The sequence below is a fragment of the Streptomyces griseomycini genome (assembly GCF_014203535.1).
Lineage (GTDB): Bacteria > Actinomycetota > Actinomycetes > Streptomycetales > Streptomycetaceae > Streptomyces > Streptomyces griseomycini.
This window is the reverse complement of record NZ_JACHJI010000003.1, coordinates 336,019-350,188: the sequence shown is the minus strand read 5'-3', so window position 1 is coordinate 350,188 and position 14,170 is coordinate 336,019. Positions and strand designations below refer to the sequence as shown.

The following is a 14,170-nucleotide window of genomic DNA, read 5'->3' as shown; positions in this document are numbered from 1 at the left end:
ACGCGTCCACAGCAAGGCCCTACGGTCCCGAGAAAGCGCTTTCTGCCATCTTCGGACGACCGAACCGTTCAGCCCGCTGACGCGATGACAGCGCCCAGAAGCACGCGGGCAGTCCGGACGGCCCTCCCGTCGTCCGACCAGCCGACCGAACCTGGAGACGAACGATGCACTTGAGACCCGCCCTCGCGTGCGCCGGCCTGCTGGCCGGCACGCTCGTCGCGCTGTCCGGCACCACCGCGCAGGCCGCGTCCGTGCGGTACGAGGCCGAGGGGTCCTCGGCGGTCTGCACCGGAACCATCGACTCCGACTGGTCCGGCTTCTCCGGCAGCGGTTTCTGCAACGGCACCAACAGCACCGGCGGACACGCCCAGTTCACCGTGAACGCCCCCGCCGCCGGCACGGCGACCGTCCACGTGCGGTTCGCCAACGGCACCGGCGGCGCACGGAGCGCGGACATCGTCGTGAACGGCACCACGGCCGCGTCCGCCTCCTTCGAGAGCACCGGCGCGTGGGACACCTGGATGACGAAGACGCTCACCGTGCCCGTGCGGTCGGGCGGCAACACCATCCGGTTCAGCCCGACGTCCTCGTCCGGGCTGCCCAACATCGACCACATCGACGTGGAGACGAGCGGCGGCACGACCACCCCGCCACCGACCGGCCCCGTGCTCCACGTGGCACCGGGCGGCCGGGCCGACGCGTCCGGCACGCAGTCCGACCCGACGACGCTCACCTCGGCGATCGACCGCGTCACCCCCGGCGGGACGATCTACCTGCGCGGCGGCACCTACCACCACAGCCAGACGGTGACCATCCCCGCGGGCAACGACGGCACCGCGGGCGACCGCACCGAGCTCACCGCCTACCCGGGCGAGACGCCCGTGCTGAACTTCTCGGCGCAGAGCGAGAGTCCGTCGAACCGCGGGCTCGCCGTGAACGGGTCGTACTGGCACGTCAAGGGCCTCGTCGTCGAGCGTGCCGGGGACAACGGCATCTTCGTCGGCGGCAGCCACAACGTCATCGAGCGCACGGTGACGCGCTTCAACCGCGACACCGGACTGCAGCTCTCCCGGATGACCTCCGACACGCCGCGCGACCGGTGGCCGTCGAACAACCTCATCCTGAGCGCGGAGTCGCACGACAACGCCGACTCCGACGGCGAGGACGCCGACGGCTTCGCCGCCAAGCTCACCTCCGGTCCCGGGAACGTCTTCCGCCACGCCGTGGCCCACAACAACATCGACGACGGCTGGGACCTCTACACCAAGTCGGACACCGGCCCCATCGGCGCGGTGACCATCGAGGACTCCCTCGCCCACGAGAACGGCACCCTCTCCGACGGCACCCAGAACTCCAGCGGTGACCGCAACGGCTACAAGCTCGGCGGCGAGGACATCGAGGTCGACCACGTCGTCCGGCGCAGCATCGCCTACGCCAACGGCAAGCACGGGTTCACCTACAACCGGAACCCGGGCACGATGACGGTGTCGGACAACATCAGCATCGACAACGCCGAACGCAACTTCTCGTTCGACGCCGGCACGTCGGTGTTCCGCGGCAACACCTCGTGCCGCGGCGACGACGGGTCCAACGACAAGACCGTGGGCAACGCCGACGGCTCGAACCAGTTCTGGACCGGCGCCAACGGCTCCCGGTGCGCCGCCTACTCCGGCGCCCTGAACTGGTCCTTCGCCGCGGACGGCCGACTGGTCGTCACCTTCGGCTGACGCCGTCCGGCGGTGACCTCCCCGACCCCGCCGGCCCGTCCACGGGCCGGCGGGGTCGGTGTTCCTTCCCCGTGTCGTGCCCGTGTTCGGCTACGCTCTTCCACCATGTCGCACCCTGATGGTCTGCTCGTCGGCATCGCCGCGATGGTGGAGACGGAGCAGGACAGTCAGATGTCCCTCACCGTGGTGGTCCCCGGCGCCGTCATCACGGGACGGCTGGCGCCCGAGGCCATGTGGCGGGAGCGCGTGGCCGAGGTGCTGCGGGACTCCGAGCGGCTGGGGCACTTCGCCGCGCCGTTCACCGCGTCCGCCGAGCGCGCCGCCCCGCCCACCCACCTCCACTTCCACGTCGCCAAGATCCTCCAGGGGAGCTACGGCATCCCGGACACCGGCGGCATGTACCGCGTCGCGATCTCCGAGGTGAGCGCGTGGACCGTGGGGGCCATCGGGTACTCCGACGAGTGACGTCCGGAACCGGGTGACGTCCGGAACCGGATGACGTCCGGAACCGGGTGACGTCCGGAACCGGGTGACGGCTACGGCGTCAGGCCGATCTCCGCGCAGGCCGCGGCGTACGCCGCCGTGCAGATGTCCTCGACGGTGTGGACGCCGTCCCGGACCACCGTGTCCTCGATGTTGTCCGCGGTGAGGGCGACGACCGGGACCAGCATCGCCGGGATGTCCCGCCGCGTCCGGCTGTCCACCCGGTCCCGGGTCAGCGCGTCGAACGTGATGTCGCGGCCCCGGGCCCTGGCCACCGCCATGTCGGCGGCGCCCTGCGCCTCCAGCAGGAACGACTTGTACACCGTCATGTGCTGCTCGCCCGAGACGATCCGCCGCACCGCCGCCAGGTCCGCGTCCTGCCCGGTCACCGGCGGGATGTCGGTCACGCCCGCCTCCTCCATCGCCTCGATGACGGCGCCGGCCACGCCGTCGTTCGCCGCGTAGACCGCGGCGATGTCGTCGGCCCCCACGGCCCGGATCGCCTTGCGCATGTTCTCCTCGGCGACCCGCGGCAGCCACTTCCTCGTGTCGTACGACGCGGCGATGTCCACCCTGCCGTCCAGTTCGCCGAGCGCGCCCTTCTTGAACAGGGCCGTGTTGGGGTCCGTCGGCTCGCCGTTCATCATCACGACCTTGCTGCCCTCGGCCCCGGCGCCGAGGGCGCTCACGAGCGCGCGGCCCTGCAGCTCGCCGACGAGTTCGTTGTCGTGCGAGACGTACGCGTCGACCGGTCCCTCGGCGAGACGGTCGTAGGCGATGACGGGGATGCCCGCGTCCTCGGCCTTCTCCACGGCGGGCGCGATGGCCCCGGCGTCCACCGCGTCCACCAGGATCACGTCGACCCCGTCGGCGACCAGTTCCCCGAACTGCTCGCTCTGCTTCTCCGCGCTCCCCCCGGCGTTCGCGTGGGCGACCTCGCCCTGCCGGTCGGTGAGTTCGAGGACCCGCTCCTCTATGAGGGGGCGGTCGAACTTCTCGAAGCGCTCCGTGTCCCGGTCGGGCAGCAGCAGGCCCACGGTGATGTCGTTCCTGGCCGACGCGGCCGGCGCGTCGTCGCCGGCCCCGCCGAGGACCCCGCACGCGGAGAGCGAGAGGGCCGACAGGACGGCGGTCAGGGCCACGGCGGAGCGACGTGCGGTGGCGGTGGTGCGGGGGGTGCGGTGCGTGTGGGGGGTGCGCGGGTTCACGGCGGGTGCCTTCACTGTGCGGTGGGGGTGGGAGTGCTGCCCTCAACCTGCCGTGTGAGCTCGGCCCTTGGCCACCGGCAGGGGCCGTGGTGCGCCCCGGTGACGCAGGTGCTCACGGTATTCCCGCGAGGTGCTCGGGGAATGTGCGCAGGAGCGGCACACGGGCTGCACACAGTGGCGCGCGGGGCTCGTTAGCGTTGCTGTCCCTCCCACCGGTCCCTCGTCCCGGCGGGCGTCGGTGTGTCGACCCAGGAAGACAGCGGATGGACTACTGCTCCACGTGTCGCCGGCATCTGAACGGCGCCCTGGTGTGCCCCGGCTGCGGTGCCTACGCCCCGGACATCGCGCCCGGCGTGGTCGACGGCCGCACCGTCCCGGGAACGGCGGGGTCGGCGGGCCCGGCGGTCACCGTGGCGCCTTCCGGTCGTACGGACGCCGGCCGCCCCGGTGACGGTACGACGGTGGGGCCCGCCCCCGCGGAGGAGGTGCCGTCGGACGGCGTACCGCCCGCGGTGTCCGCGCCCACCGGGCGGGCCGCGCGGCGACGGCAGCTGGCCCGGTGGAAGAAGACCCGGCGACGTGCCCTGGTCGCGACGGCCGTGGCCCTCGTCGGCGGTGGGCTGGCCCTCGCCTCGACGGACCGGGGGACCGGCGACCGCGCCCAGGCCTCCGCGGCACCCGACGTCACGGGCATGGGCGGGGCGCGGGGACCCGCGGACCCGGGCGACCCCGGGGCGCCCGGGTCCGCGACCCCGCCCGGTGCCCGTCCGTCCGCCCCTGGGGGTTCCGCGCAGTCGCGGTCGCCCTCGTCCGGTGCCGGGGAGCGGCGTTCGGACGGTGCCGCGCCGGCGTCCACCGCGGCGTCCGGCACCCGCGCGGACGGCGCGGCGGCCGCGCGCACGCCGGTGCCGGCGCGTCCCCGGACCACTGCGTCGGCCTCCGCCCCGGAGACGGCCATCGGCTCGGACGCTTCCGGTTCCGGGGGTTCCGGTGCGGCGGTCCGGCCGCAGGCTCCGCCCCCGGCGGCCGGCGGAACCGACGGGACCGGCGGTGCGGACCGGGGCGACGCGCCGCCCTCGCCCGCCACGCCCTCCGCCCCCTCGGCGACCTCGCCGGACGCGTCGCGGCTCTGCCTGCTGGTCGTCTGCCTCGGCTGACGCCGCGACGCGTCGGTGCCCGCCCACGAGTTCGCCGCTGAGCTTGTCGTGGAGGCGGACGCTGGGATCGTTCAGACCCGTGATCTCGACGGTCCTGCCCCGCTGGGCGTACGTGGTCCCGGTGGCGTCCAGGGCGGCGACGGAGGAGGCGTCCCAGATGCGGGCGGCGGACAGGCCGATGACGACCTTGCCGGGGTCGGCGGCGTGGTCGAACCGGCCGACGAGGCCGTTGGAGGAGGCGAGGAACAGCTCTCCGGTGACCCGGTAGACCACGGTCGTGCCGTCGGGGCCGGCCACGGCGGTGACCTCCGCGAGGCGGGCCACCCGCTCGGCGAAGACGACCATGGCGGTGACCGAGCCGACGACGTCGCCGACGGCGAGGTTGCGGGTGGCGACCACGACCGCGACGGTGATCTCCCCGGCGGGCATGCGCTTGAGGGTCTCCGGCGCGACGGAGTGCCAGTCCCCGACGGGGAGGAGCGGGAGCGGCTGCTGGAGCGGGTGCGCGGTTTCGAGGAGGCGGCACGGCGGCGGGTGGCGGAGCTCCGTGCGCAACTGGCGCGGGCGGAGGAGTCCGCCGCGACCCTCCACGAGCGCCCGGAGGGCGCCACCACGCCCGCCCGGTGACCTCGCGCCGTCCTGCGGAACAATCGTGGGTATGAGCATCGTCAAGATCAACGTACTCACCGTGCCCGAGGAGCAGCGCGAGACGCTGGAGCAGCGGTTCGCCGCGCGGGCGGGGGCGGTGGAGAGCTCGGACGGGTTCGAGTGGTTCGAGCTGCTGCGGCCCGTCGAGGGCACCGACACCTACCTCGTCTACACCCGATGGCGGACCGAGGAGGACTTCCAGCGCTGGATGGCCGGCCGCGGCCGGGCCGCGCACGGCGGTGGCGACGCGCAGGGCGACCGGCCCAGGCCGGCGGCCACGGACGCGACGCTGTGGTCCTTCGAGGTGGTCCAGCAGACCGGGCCCAGGCAGGACTGACGCCGCCGGGGTCCGGGCCCGGCGGACCGTGCCCGACCGGCCCTGGGGCCTCTCGTTCGGATCATGCCGGGCTCGCGGGCCCTGGTGCCTGATCCGGCCTGATCCGAACGAAAGACCCTAGCGGGCGGTGAGGGCGGTGAGCGTGCGGCGGGTGGCCTCGGCGACCAGCGGGTCGCTGGGGGCGGCCTCGCGGTCGGGACGGTCGGTCAGGACGGCCAGCACCAGCGGCGCGGCACGGGGCGGCCAGAGCACGGCGACGTCGTTGGCCCGGCCCCAGCCGGCGGTACCGGTCTTGTCGCCCACCGTCCAGTCCCGGGGCACTCCCGCGCGGACGCGCCGGTCGCCGGTGGTGTTGCGGACCATCCAGTCCTTCAGCAGGTCGCGCTCGGCGGCGGGCAGGGCGTCGCCGAGCACCAGGGCGCGGTGGTCGGCGGCGACCGCCCGGGGGGTCGTGGTGTCGCGCGGGTCGCCGGGCGGGTTCTCGTTCAGCTCGGGCTCGTAGTGGTCCAGGCGGCTCACCGGGTCGCCGAGCCCGCGCAGGTACGCGGTGAGTCCGCGCGGGCCGCCGATGTCGCGCAGCAGCAGGTTGGCGGCCGTGTTGTCGCTGTACCGGACGGCGGCGTCGCACAGCTGCCGGACGGTCATGCCGGTCGCGACGTGCTTCTCCGCGACCGGCGAGTGGGCGGCGAGGTCGTCCCGGGTGTAGGTGATCCGTTCGTCCAGGCGGCCGAGCGGGCCGCGGTCCAGGACCGCGGCGGCGGCGAGCGTCTTGAAGGTGGAGCAGAACGCGAAGCGCTCGTCGGCGCGGTGGACCACCGTCGCGCCGGTGTCCGTGGCGACGGCGTACACCCCGACGCGGGCGCCGTACTCGCGCTCGAGGTCGGCGAGGCTCCGGGGGTCCACCGGGGCGGGGGCGCGGCGGCCCGGCGACGCCGACGGGGCGGGGGAGGCCGGGGCCGCCGAACCCCGATCGCGCTCGCGCGCGGGGGCGGCGGTGGTGCACCCCGCCACGGGGGCGAGGGCTGCGGCCAGCAGCAGCGCGCGACGGGAGGGACGGGAGGGAGCGGCCGGACCCGCGGAGCGGGCGGAACCGGCCGGACCTGCGGGACGGGTGAGGGATGCGGCGGGCACGGGGGCACTCCGTTCGCGGATTCGGACTCGGGTTCGGGTTCGGGCAGGGGGAACGGGGGCCGGGCGGCACACGGATGCCGCACCGGTCAGGACGCGGGGACGGCGGACAGCAGCTCGTGGATCACCGGGCCGGCCGAACCGCCTCCGGTGACGCCCTCCTCGACCACGCAGGCCACGGCCACGCCGTCCCGGTGGGCGACCATCCAGCCGTTGTTCTCCTGGTCGTCGGAAACCTCCGCGGTGCCGGTCTTGGCGCCGACCTCGCCGGGCAGGTCGGCCAGGACGCCCGCCGTGCCCTCGGTGACCGTCGCCCGCATCAGTTCGCGCAGCTGGGTCACGACCCGCGGCGGGAGCGGGGTGGTGGCGGTCGTGTCCTCGGTGCCGGCGACGAGCGAGGGCTGGCGGAAGGTGCCGGACACGGCCGTCGCGGTGACCGACGCCATGACCAGCGGGTTGGCCTGGACCCGGCCCTGCCCGATCATCGACGCGGCCTTCTCCGTCGCGTCGCGCGGCACCGGCACGGAACCGTCGTACGAGGGGACGCCCACGTGCCACGTCTGGCCGACGCCGAAGTACTTCTCCGCCACCTCCCCGAGCTCACCGTCGTCCAGTTCGTCGCGCAGGCCGATGAAGGCCGTGTTGCAGGACTCGGTGAAGCCCTTGCGGAAGGTGGCGCCCGGGTGTTCGGAGGTCTCCACGTTCTGGAACCGCTTGCCGACCGTGAGGTACTTGGGGCAGTCCACGACGTCGTCCGGGGCGACCGCGCCCTTGAGCAGCAGGGCGCTGCTGGTGACGATCTTCCAGGTGGAACCGGGCGCGTAGGTGCCGGAGACCGCGCGGTTGAAGCCGGACGCGGGTGCGTTGGCGACGGCGAGGACCTCCCCGTCGTCGACGCGCAGGGCGACCAGCGCGGCGTTCCTGCCGCCGGCCCGCGCGAGGGCGCGCTCCGCGGCCGACTGCCAGTCGGCGTCCAGGGTGGTGCGGACGGGACCGTCGTCCTTCGCGGCGGCCTTCCCGCCGAAGGACGCCTCCGTGCGCACCACCTCCCCCGTGGCCCGGTCGACCAGGTGCACCGCGCCGCGCGGGCCGCCGCCGTCCGGGCCGCCCGCGAGCCGGGCGAGGACGGGGGCGAGCGAGGGGTGGGTGGCCGCCGACAGGGTCTCGCCGTCGCGGTCGGTGGCCTCGACGGGCTCGGTCTCCTCGCGCTCCAGGCGGAACTTGTGGCCGTCGCTGAGCCGCGGGTGGACGAGCGACAGCCGCCAGTCCACCTTCCAGGCGCCGTCGTCCTGCTCCCGCAGCGGCAGCTCGGAGGTGTACGTCCAGGTGCCGAGGCCGGTGACGGGCATGCGCGCGGTGAAGGGCACCGTGACGGTGCCGTCACCGGTCTCCTCCGGCTCACCGGCCGTGAGCTTCGGCCCGGTGATGTCGAGTCCCGCGGTGAAGCTCCGCAGCACCTGCCGCGCGCGGTCGGGGCTGGTCGTCCGGGCGGCGGCGTCCGGCAGGCGCCCGGCGGCCCAGTCGGCGAGGAACGCGCGGCCCGCGGCCGCCGCCCCGGGGTCGGGGCCGTCCTCGCCCGCGAAGGGACCGAGGCCGGCGGCGTACGCCCCGCCCACCGCGGCCGCGGCCGCCACCGCCACCGCGGTGAGGGCCCGGGCCGCTCCGCGCGGGCGGCGACGGGGAGGTCGGGGACGGCTGTGGTCGACGTGGGTGTGGGTGTCCATGTCCCGAGGACAGCAGTGCCCGGGGCCGTCCGTCCAAGTCCCGTATCGATCATGGTTCGATAAACCCTCGATATGATGACTGGTCGTGGACCTGGTGCGGCACCTGGAGTGCTTCGTGGCTGTTGCAGAAGAGTCACACTTCGGGCGTGCCGCGGCCCGTCTGGGGATGGCCCAGCCGCCGCTGTCGCAGCGCATCCAGCGGCTGGAGCGCGAGCTGGGCGTCCGGCTGTTCGAACGGACCAGCCGTCAGGTGAGGATCACCGAGGCGGGGCGCCTGCTGCTGGCGGAGGCCCGTGAGCTCCTCGCCCGCTCCGATTCCTTCCTGGCCACCGCGCGCCGCGTCCGGGACGGTGAGACCGGGCTGCTGCGGGCCGCGCTGCCCCCGGACCTCTCCGGTGAGACCGTCGCCGCCCTGCTCGCGGACTTCGGGCGGCGCCACCGCGGCCTGGAGCTGGAACTGCACGAACTGCCCACCGCCCAGCAGCTCGCCCGGCTCGCGGCGCACGAACTGGACGTCGGCGTCGTCAACCACCCGTGTGACGTCTCGGGCCTGGAGCTGGGCCCGGTGCTGCGGCGCGAGCTCGGCGTCCTGCTGCCACGCGGGGCCGCGGCGGCCGGGCTCGACGAGGTCCCCCTGGCCGCGCTGAGCGGCTACGACCTGATCCTCTTCCCCCGCACCGCCGCCCCCGCCCTCTACGACGACCTGCTGACCGCCTGCGCCCGGGGCGGCTACACCCCCGCCGCCGTGCGCCACGGGCAGGGCGCCAGCTTCGTGCGCGGGCTGGTGCTGTCCGCCGGGGCCGTCGCCCTGTGCCCGCGCGACGCCCAGCCGCCGTCCGCGGGGGACGGGGACCCGGACGTCGTCTGGCGGCCGCTCACCGGCGCGCCGCTGGCCTGGCGGCACTCCGCCGCCTGGTCCAAGGGGCGCGGGGACGCCGCCGTGCAGGCCTTCGCCGAGGCGGCCACGCACGCGCTGCGCACCACCGCCGGCGCGACCCCCGACGCGCCGACCCGCCCGCTGCACCTGCGCCCGGCATCGGAGTACTGGCTGTGACCGACGCCCTCGCCCGCATCCACGCGGCCTTCGCCGACGCCGGGGTCACCGGCTGGCTGCACGCCGTCGGCATCGACTCCGGGGCGCAGCTCGACGTCGGCGCGGACCGGCCCGTGTGCACGGCCAGCGTCCACAAGCTGTGTCTGCTGGTCACCCTGCACGAGCACGCGGCGGCGGGCCGGCTGGACCTCACCGAGCAGGTCGAGTGCCCGCCGGCCGGGCGCACCGCGGGCCCGACCGGACTGGCCGCCATGCTGGACACGGTCCGGATGTCGCTGCGCGACCTGGCGTTGCTGATGATGACGGTCAGCGACAACGCGGCCGCCGACCTGCTGCTGCGCCGCGTCGGCCTCGACGCCGTCAACGCCACGACGGCCCGGCTCGGCCTCACGCGGACGCTCGCCGTGCACAGCTTCGGCGAGATGCTCGCCACCGTCCGGGAGGACGCCGGTCCCGGCGGCGCCCGGGCGCTCGCCGACCCGCACGTCATCACCCGGCTGCGGGCGCTCGACCCGGCCCGCACCAACCGCAGCACGCCGCGCGACATGACCCGGCTGCTGGGCGCGGTCTGGCGGGACGAGGCCTGCACGCCGGAGCACGGTGCGGCCGTCCGGCGGATCCTGGGGCTCCAGGTGTGGCCGCACCGGCTGGCCTCCGGTTTCCCCTTCGACGACGTGCACGTCGCCGGCAAGACCGGCAGCCTGCCGACCCTGCGCAACGAGGTGGGCGTCGTCGAGTACCCCGACGGAGGCCGTTACGCCGTCGCCGTTTTCACCCGGACCGCGCACACCGCCGCCACTCTTCCGGCGGCCGACGCGGTCATCGGCACGGCGGCACGGATCGCGGTGGACGCGCTGAGGGCGGAGGAGCTGCGGACGCGCTGAGGCCGTCCCCGGAAAGGGGACCGTCCCCGGAGAAGGGGACAGGGGAAATGCGGAACAGGGGCCCGCACCGAAGTGCGGACCCCTGCCGAATACCTGCGTACGGGTGAATCCCCGCGTACGGGTCAGGCGGGAACGATGTTCTCCGCCTGCGGGCCCTTCTGGCCCTGGGTGACGTCGAAGGTCACCTTCTGGCCCTCCTGGAGCTCGCGGAAGCCCGAGGTGGCGATGTTCGAGTAGTGGGCGAAGACGTCGGCGCCGCCGCCGTCCTGCTCGATGAAGCCGAAGCCCTTTTCCGAGTTGAACCACTTCACGGTACCGGTGGCCATATCAATCTCCTGAGACAGTGCCGAGGAATCGCACTTCACGAATCCCCTCATCGTCGCGATGATCACCTGCCCGGAGAACCGGTAGCAAACTGGCAACCACAACTGCAACTGACGCCAGCCTAGCACGGAAAGCGGCCGGAACGAGAAGAGGAAAATTACCAGGAAAACTTCGGCGCCTGATTCATGTCCCGCCTTCGGGAGAGATATTTCCGCGGAGGGGATTGAATTTCTGTTCCGGCGGCGACAGATTTTTCACCGGTATCCGGGGGCGGCGCCCCCGTCGCTCCGGCGCAGCTCCTCGTTGGCCCGCTCGGCCCGTTCCAGCCGGTCCTCCAGGCTGATGATGCGGCACGCGGCGTCGACCGGCGTCCCCTGGTCGACGAGTTCCCGGGCCCGGGCGGCCAGCCGCAGCTGGTGGCGCGAGTAGCGGCGGTGACCGCCCCGGGACCGCATCGGGGTGATCAGCCGCGCCTCGCCCAGGGCACGGAGGAAGGCGGGTGTGGCTCCGACCAGTTCCGCGGCCCTGCCCATGGTGTAGGCCGGGAAGTGGTCGTCGTCGAGCCGGTCGGCGACGGGGGGCCGGTCTTCGTCCGGCTGCCGGCCGTCGGCGTACGGCTGACCTTCCGGGGGCATGCACACCTTCCCGCGGACCGCGGGAGGAACGGCCCGCCGCGGGGACGGGTTCCCCGCAGGGGAACTCTAGTCGGCCCGGCGGAAAACCTGTCGCGGCGGAGACAGATGTGCCACTTCCCCCCGCCGCTCCCCCGCAGCGTCCACCCGGTCCGTCCACCCGTCCCGGCCACGGCGACGGCCCGGGCCTTCCGGGCGGTGGCCGGGGCGGGTGGTCCGCGTCCTCGTCGGCGCCGGCGTCCCGCCGGACGCGTTCCCCGTGCGGACGGCCCCGGGGTGCGGTGCGGGAAGGCCGGGGCCGGGCCCCGAGCTGCACACGTGGGGACGCGACGGCCCGTCCCGGCCTTCCCTCTGGCCGCAATCTGCCACCCCCCGGGGCGGGCCGCCCGCCGGGACGGCCGAACGAGGGGCGCACGAAGGGTGCCCGGGGGAGGCACGGGGGCGGTCCGCGGACCCCCTCTCCGATCGGACATTCCGGGCGCTTTATCTCATTTCCTCGGCCATAATCAGACCATGAGCACGGCAGCGTATGAACTTCTGGCCGCAAGTCAGCACGTGTGGAACCTGGTCGCGGCCTTCATCGGCGGGCTGGTGGTGGCCGGCGCGCTGGTCTGGGCCGTACGTGTCGGCATGCGGGTCATGGACCGCGAGGAACCCCGCCCCGCCCCCGAGGAGCAGCCGAGACTGCCGGACGGCGGCGCGATCCGTGAGACGCGGGAGGTGCGGGAGCCGGACGAGGTGCCGCTGACGTCGAAGGACGGCGCGCGGCTCATGCCCTACGAGCTCCATCACGCCGGATCCAGGACGGGGAAGGACCAGCAGCGCAAACGCTGGATGCCCGGCTCCAGCGGCGGCTTCGGCAGCGGCGGTCCGGGACACGTCTGACCGCCCCTCCTCGGGGGGACCCGCTCCGGGAGACGACGACATGGCCGGACGACGACGCGGGCACGGGGCGGCCGGAGCGGGAGCGGCGGTGCTCGCGGCGGTCCTGCCGGCCGTCGGGGCGGCCGGGTGCACCGACGGGGAGCCGGAGCCCGCCGAGCCGCCCGCCTCCTCCCTGGCCTCCCGGGCCACCGAGGTGTGGGAGTCGGCGACGGCGGAGGCCGGACGCCGGTTCGAGGACCTCGTGCGGAACCTCGACGTCGGGAAGGACGTCGCCCTCGGCTCCCCGTCCGTCGCCCCGGACGGGCGCAGCACGGTCGGGGTCACCGCGCGCAACACCGACGACGCGGCCCGGACCTTCCTGGTCCAGGTCCACTTCACCGACCCGGACGGCGGACTGCTCGACGTGGTGGTCGTCACCGTGGACGACGTACCGCCCGGCGGGTCCGCGACGGCCACCGCGCGCAGCACCCACGACCTGCCCGAGGGCGCCCGCCCCGAGGTGGAGCGGGCGGTGCGCTACTGACGGGCGGCGCGCTGCCGGGCGGGGGCGTCCGCCACCGTGATCTGGATCTGCTCGCTCGCCGCGCTCACCCCGTTCAGGGCGGCGACGGCCTGGAGCCGGTTGAGGCCGGCCGGGAGGGCCGGACCGGGTGTGCAGCTCCAGCGGCCGTCGGGGCCGGCGGTGGCGGCGCACACCTCGCCGCCCCCGTCCGACACGGTGACCCGCGCGCCCGGATGGGCCGTGCCGGCGATCTCCGGCCGCGTGCCGAGCGGCACACCGGGCTCCGGGCGGGTCAGGGCCGGCTCGGCCAGCCCCACGGTCACCTGACAGCCGCCGGCCGCCCCGGTCACGCCGTCCGCGCCGGCCAGCCGCAGGACGCAGCCGACCAGCCGGGTCCCGGGCACGGCGTCCGGGGGCACCGCCAGCACGAAGGGGAAGGTCCCCCCGCGCCACGGCCGCTCCGCCGAGACCGCGGTGTACGCGGCGGTCCGCCCGTCGGCCGCCACCGCGCCCCGGTAGCCCGGGGCGTCGAGGGGCACCCCGGTCACCCGGGCCCCGGCGGGGGCCGTCAGGGTCAGCGTGGAACCGGTGCCGGGCAGCGGCCCGGTGAAGCCCGCGGCCCCGACGGTGCCCTTCCGCCCGGGCGGGATCGTCACCTCGCCCCACAGGACCCGGGCGTCGTGCGCCGGGGCGGCGCGGTCGCCGGCCGCGGCGTACGGGCCGGCCGCCGGCCACGCGCCCGCGAGGACGCCGGCCGCGGTCAGCACGGCGACCGCTGTCTTCCTCGACCTGTTCATCGGCGGCGGGCTCCCTGCACGGACCGGGGACTTCTGGCTGGGGACTTCGGGCTCCGGGCCGCGGGTGTCACGGACACGCCCGGGAGTGATTCTCGCGGGGTGTCCGCGCAGCCCGCCCGCGGTGGTGCCCCGTACGGGTGGCCCCGCGCACGGGTCCGCCCGTCGTCCGGCCCGCGACGGTGTAGCGGCGGGCCGGACGACGGGGCAAGGTGGGAGGAAGCAGGAGTAAGCAGGCACAGGAGGTGTTCCGACGTGATCACCGAGCTTGCCGTCGAACGGGTCGAGTTCACCTGCGGCGCCTGCTGGCACCGCTGGAGCGTGGACTACGACGTCCAGCGCAATCTGGACGGTCGCGGGGAGGAGTGGGAGTACTTCTACCGGGACAACGTCGCCGTCCCGTCCCCGTACACCGCGGACGGCGCCCCGCCCTGCGAACACTGCGGGCGCCACTGGGTCGGCCACCTGGTCGCCCGGCGCCCCGTACCGCTGCCGGGCACCCCGGACGCGCCGCGCAGCCGCGTCCCGGCGAAGGGGCTGCTCCGTCCCGAGCGCCATCTGGCCCCGCTGCTGGGGGCCGACGGCCACCCGCAGCCGGCGCCCGCCCCCGCCCCGGATCCACGGCCCGCGGACACGGCCTGACCCGGTCCGGTCCGACCGGTCCCGGCCCGCCTCCGAGGAGG

At 74.9% G+C, this 14,170-nt stretch carries 15 protein-coding genes and 1 pseudogene; 9 read left to right on the top strand and 7 right to left on the bottom strand.

Annotated elements, in window-relative coordinates; all coding sequences use genetic code 11:
• The first annotated feature begins 164 nt into the window (after nt 1–164).
• Together FHS37_RS10485 and FHS37_RS10480 are read left to right on the top strand one after the other, a co-directional pair.
• Entirely contained in the window at nt 165–1,727 is a 1,563-nt protein-coding gene (locus FHS37_RS10485; protein ID WP_184819395.1) for a right-handed parallel beta-helix repeat-containing protein, read from the top strand.
• A gap of 105 nt (nt 1,728–1,832) precedes the next feature.
• On the top strand, nt 1,833–2,192 hold the full coding sequence (locus FHS37_RS10480) for a GvpU-like protein (protein ID WP_184819393.1): 360 nt from the start codon (nt 1,833–1,835) through the stop codon (nt 2,190–2,192).
• A gap of 71 nt (nt 2,193–2,263) precedes the next feature.
• Here the strand turns inward: FHS37_RS10480 and FHS37_RS10475 are convergent, their stop codons facing one another.
• Complete coding sequence (locus FHS37_RS10475) at nt 2,264–3,418, bottom strand: sugar ABC transporter substrate-binding protein (protein ID WP_373304256.1); 1,155 nt, start codon at nt 3,416–3,418, stop codon at nt 2,264–2,266.
• 263 nt (nt 3,419–3,681) lie between these two features.
• Here FHS37_RS10475 and FHS37_RS10470 point away from each other — a divergent pair, with 263 nt between their 5' ends.
• Nucleotides 3,682–4,575: an SCO2400 family protein gene (locus FHS37_RS10470; protein ID WP_184819391.1), complete on the top strand. Its 894-nt coding sequence runs from the start codon at nt 3,682–3,684 to the stop codon at nt 4,573–4,575.
• Nucleotides 4,576–4,590: 15 nt separating this feature from the next.
• Here FHS37_RS10470 and FHS37_RS10465 read toward each other — a convergent pair.
• Nucleotides 4,591–5,040: pseudogene (locus FHS37_RS10465) on the bottom strand (STAS domain-containing protein); the annotation flags it as partial.
• Between the two features lie 193 nt (nt 5,041–5,233).
• On the opposite strand from FHS37_RS10465, the gene FHS37_RS10460 reads away from it, so the two are divergent.
• On the top strand, nt 5,234–5,560 hold the full coding sequence (locus FHS37_RS10460; RefSeq protein WP_184819389.1) for an antibiotic biosynthesis monooxygenase family protein: 327 nt from the start codon (nt 5,234–5,236) through the stop codon (nt 5,558–5,560).
• Between the two features lie 117 nt (nt 5,561–5,677).
• Here FHS37_RS10460 and bla read toward each other — a convergent pair whose 3' ends face one another.
• Nucleotides 5,678–6,571, bottom strand: a complete 894-nt coding sequence (gene bla / locus FHS37_RS10455) for a class A beta-lactamase (RefSeq protein WP_375372299.1) — start codon at nt 6,569–6,571, stop codon at nt 5,678–5,680.
• 206 nt (nt 6,572–6,777) lie between these two features.
• Entirely contained in the window at nt 6,778–8,412 is a 1,635-nt protein-coding gene (locus FHS37_RS10450; RefSeq protein WP_184819385.1) for a penicillin-binding transpeptidase domain-containing protein, read from the bottom strand.
• Between the two features lie 115 nt (nt 8,413–8,527).
• Here FHS37_RS10450 and FHS37_RS10445 point away from each other — a divergent pair, with 115 nt between their 5' ends.
• Together FHS37_RS10445 and FHS37_RS10440 are read left to right on the top strand one after the other, a co-directional pair.
• Entirely contained in the window at nt 8,528–9,466 is a 939-nt protein-coding gene (locus tag FHS37_RS10445; protein WP_308436704.1) for a LysR family transcriptional regulator, read from the top strand.
• Complete coding sequence (locus FHS37_RS10440) at nt 9,463–10,350, top strand: serine hydrolase (RefSeq protein WP_184819381.1); 888 nt, start codon at nt 9,463–9,465, stop codon at nt 10,348–10,350. Before FHS37_RS10445 ends, FHS37_RS10440 begins: the two co-directional genes overlap by 4 nt.
• Nucleotides 10,351–10,472: 122 nt before the next feature.
• Here FHS37_RS10440 and FHS37_RS10435 read toward each other — a convergent pair whose 3' ends face one another.
• Both FHS37_RS10435 and FHS37_RS10430 read right to left on the bottom strand, forming a co-directional pair.
• The gene (locus tag FHS37_RS10435) at nt 10,473–10,676 is read right to left on the bottom strand and encodes a cold-shock protein (protein WP_004985680.1); all 204 of its coding nucleotides are present in this window, start codon (nt 10,674–10,676) and stop codon (nt 10,473–10,475) included.
• A gap of 252 nt (nt 10,677–10,928) precedes the next feature.
• Complete coding sequence (locus FHS37_RS10430) at nt 10,929–11,309, bottom strand: MerR family transcriptional regulator (protein ID WP_184819379.1); 381 nt, start codon at nt 11,307–11,309, stop codon at nt 10,929–10,931.
• Nucleotides 11,310–11,819: 510 nt separating this feature from the next.
• On the opposite strand from FHS37_RS10430, the gene FHS37_RS10425 reads away from it, so the two are divergent.
• On the top strand, nt 11,820–12,191 hold the full coding sequence (locus tag FHS37_RS10425; RefSeq protein ID WP_184819377.1) for a DUF6479 family protein: 372 nt from the start codon (nt 11,820–11,822) through the stop codon (nt 12,189–12,191).
• Nucleotides 12,192–12,231: 40 nt separating this feature from the next.
• Nucleotides 12,232–12,714 (top strand): hypothetical protein, encoded by a 483-nt coding sequence (locus tag FHS37_RS10420; protein ID WP_184819375.1) that lies wholly within the window; start codon nt 12,232–12,234, stop codon nt 12,712–12,714.
• Here the strand turns inward: FHS37_RS10420 and FHS37_RS10415 are convergent.
• Nucleotides 12,708–13,490 carry an Ig-like domain-containing protein gene (locus tag FHS37_RS10415; RefSeq protein WP_184819373.1) on the bottom strand — a complete coding sequence of 261 codons (783 nt, stop codon included), beginning with the start codon at nt 13,488–13,490 and terminating at the stop codon, nt 12,708–12,710. The genes FHS37_RS10420 and FHS37_RS10415 overlap by 7 nt on opposite strands.
• A 252-nt stretch (nt 13,491–13,742) precedes the next feature.
• Between FHS37_RS10415 and FHS37_RS10410 the strand changes: the two genes are divergently transcribed.
• On the top strand, nt 13,743–14,129 hold the full coding sequence (locus FHS37_RS10410) for a hypothetical protein (RefSeq protein WP_184819371.1): 387 nt from the start codon (nt 13,743–13,745) through the stop codon (nt 14,127–14,129).
• Nucleotides 14,130–14,170 lie beyond the last annotated feature (41 nt).

Bases quoted from the DNA above. Each gene is read 5' to 3' on its own strand.
- FHS37_RS10420 (WP_184819375.1), top strand. From the start codon at position 12,232: ATGGCCGGACGACGACGCGGGCACGGGGCGGCCGGAGCGGGAGCGGCG.
- FHS37_RS10480 (WP_184819393.1), top strand. From the start codon at position 1,833: ATGTCGCACCCTGATGGTCTGCTCGTCGGCATCGCCGCGATGGTGGAG.
- FHS37_RS10435 (WP_004985680.1), bottom strand. From the start codon at position 10,676: ATGGCCACCGGTACCGTGAAGTGGTTCAACTCGGAAAAGGGCTTCGGC.
- FHS37_RS10470 (WP_184819391.1), top strand. From the start codon at position 3,682: ATGGACTACTGCTCCACGTGTCGCCGGCATCTGAACGGCGCCCTGGTG.
- FHS37_RS10415 (WP_184819373.1), bottom strand. From the start codon at position 13,490: ATGAACAGGTCGAGGAAGACAGCGGTCGCCGTGCTGACCGCGGCCGGC.
- FHS37_RS10430 (WP_184819379.1), bottom strand. From the start codon at position 11,309: ATGCCCCCGGAAGGTCAGCCGTACGCCGACGGCCGGCAGCCGGACGAA.
- FHS37_RS10485 (WP_184819395.1), top strand. From the start codon at position 165: ATGCACTTGAGACCCGCCCTCGCGTGCGCCGGCCTGCTGGCCGGCACG.
- FHS37_RS10425 (WP_184819377.1), top strand. From the start codon at position 11,820: ATGAGCACGGCAGCGTATGAACTTCTGGCCGCAAGTCAGCACGTGTGG.
- FHS37_RS10450 (WP_184819385.1), bottom strand. From the start codon at position 8,412: ATGGACACCCACACCCACGTCGACCACAGCCGTCCCCGACCTCCCCGT.
- FHS37_RS10460 (WP_184819389.1), top strand. From the start codon at position 5,234: ATGAGCATCGTCAAGATCAACGTACTCACCGTGCCCGAGGAGCAGCGC.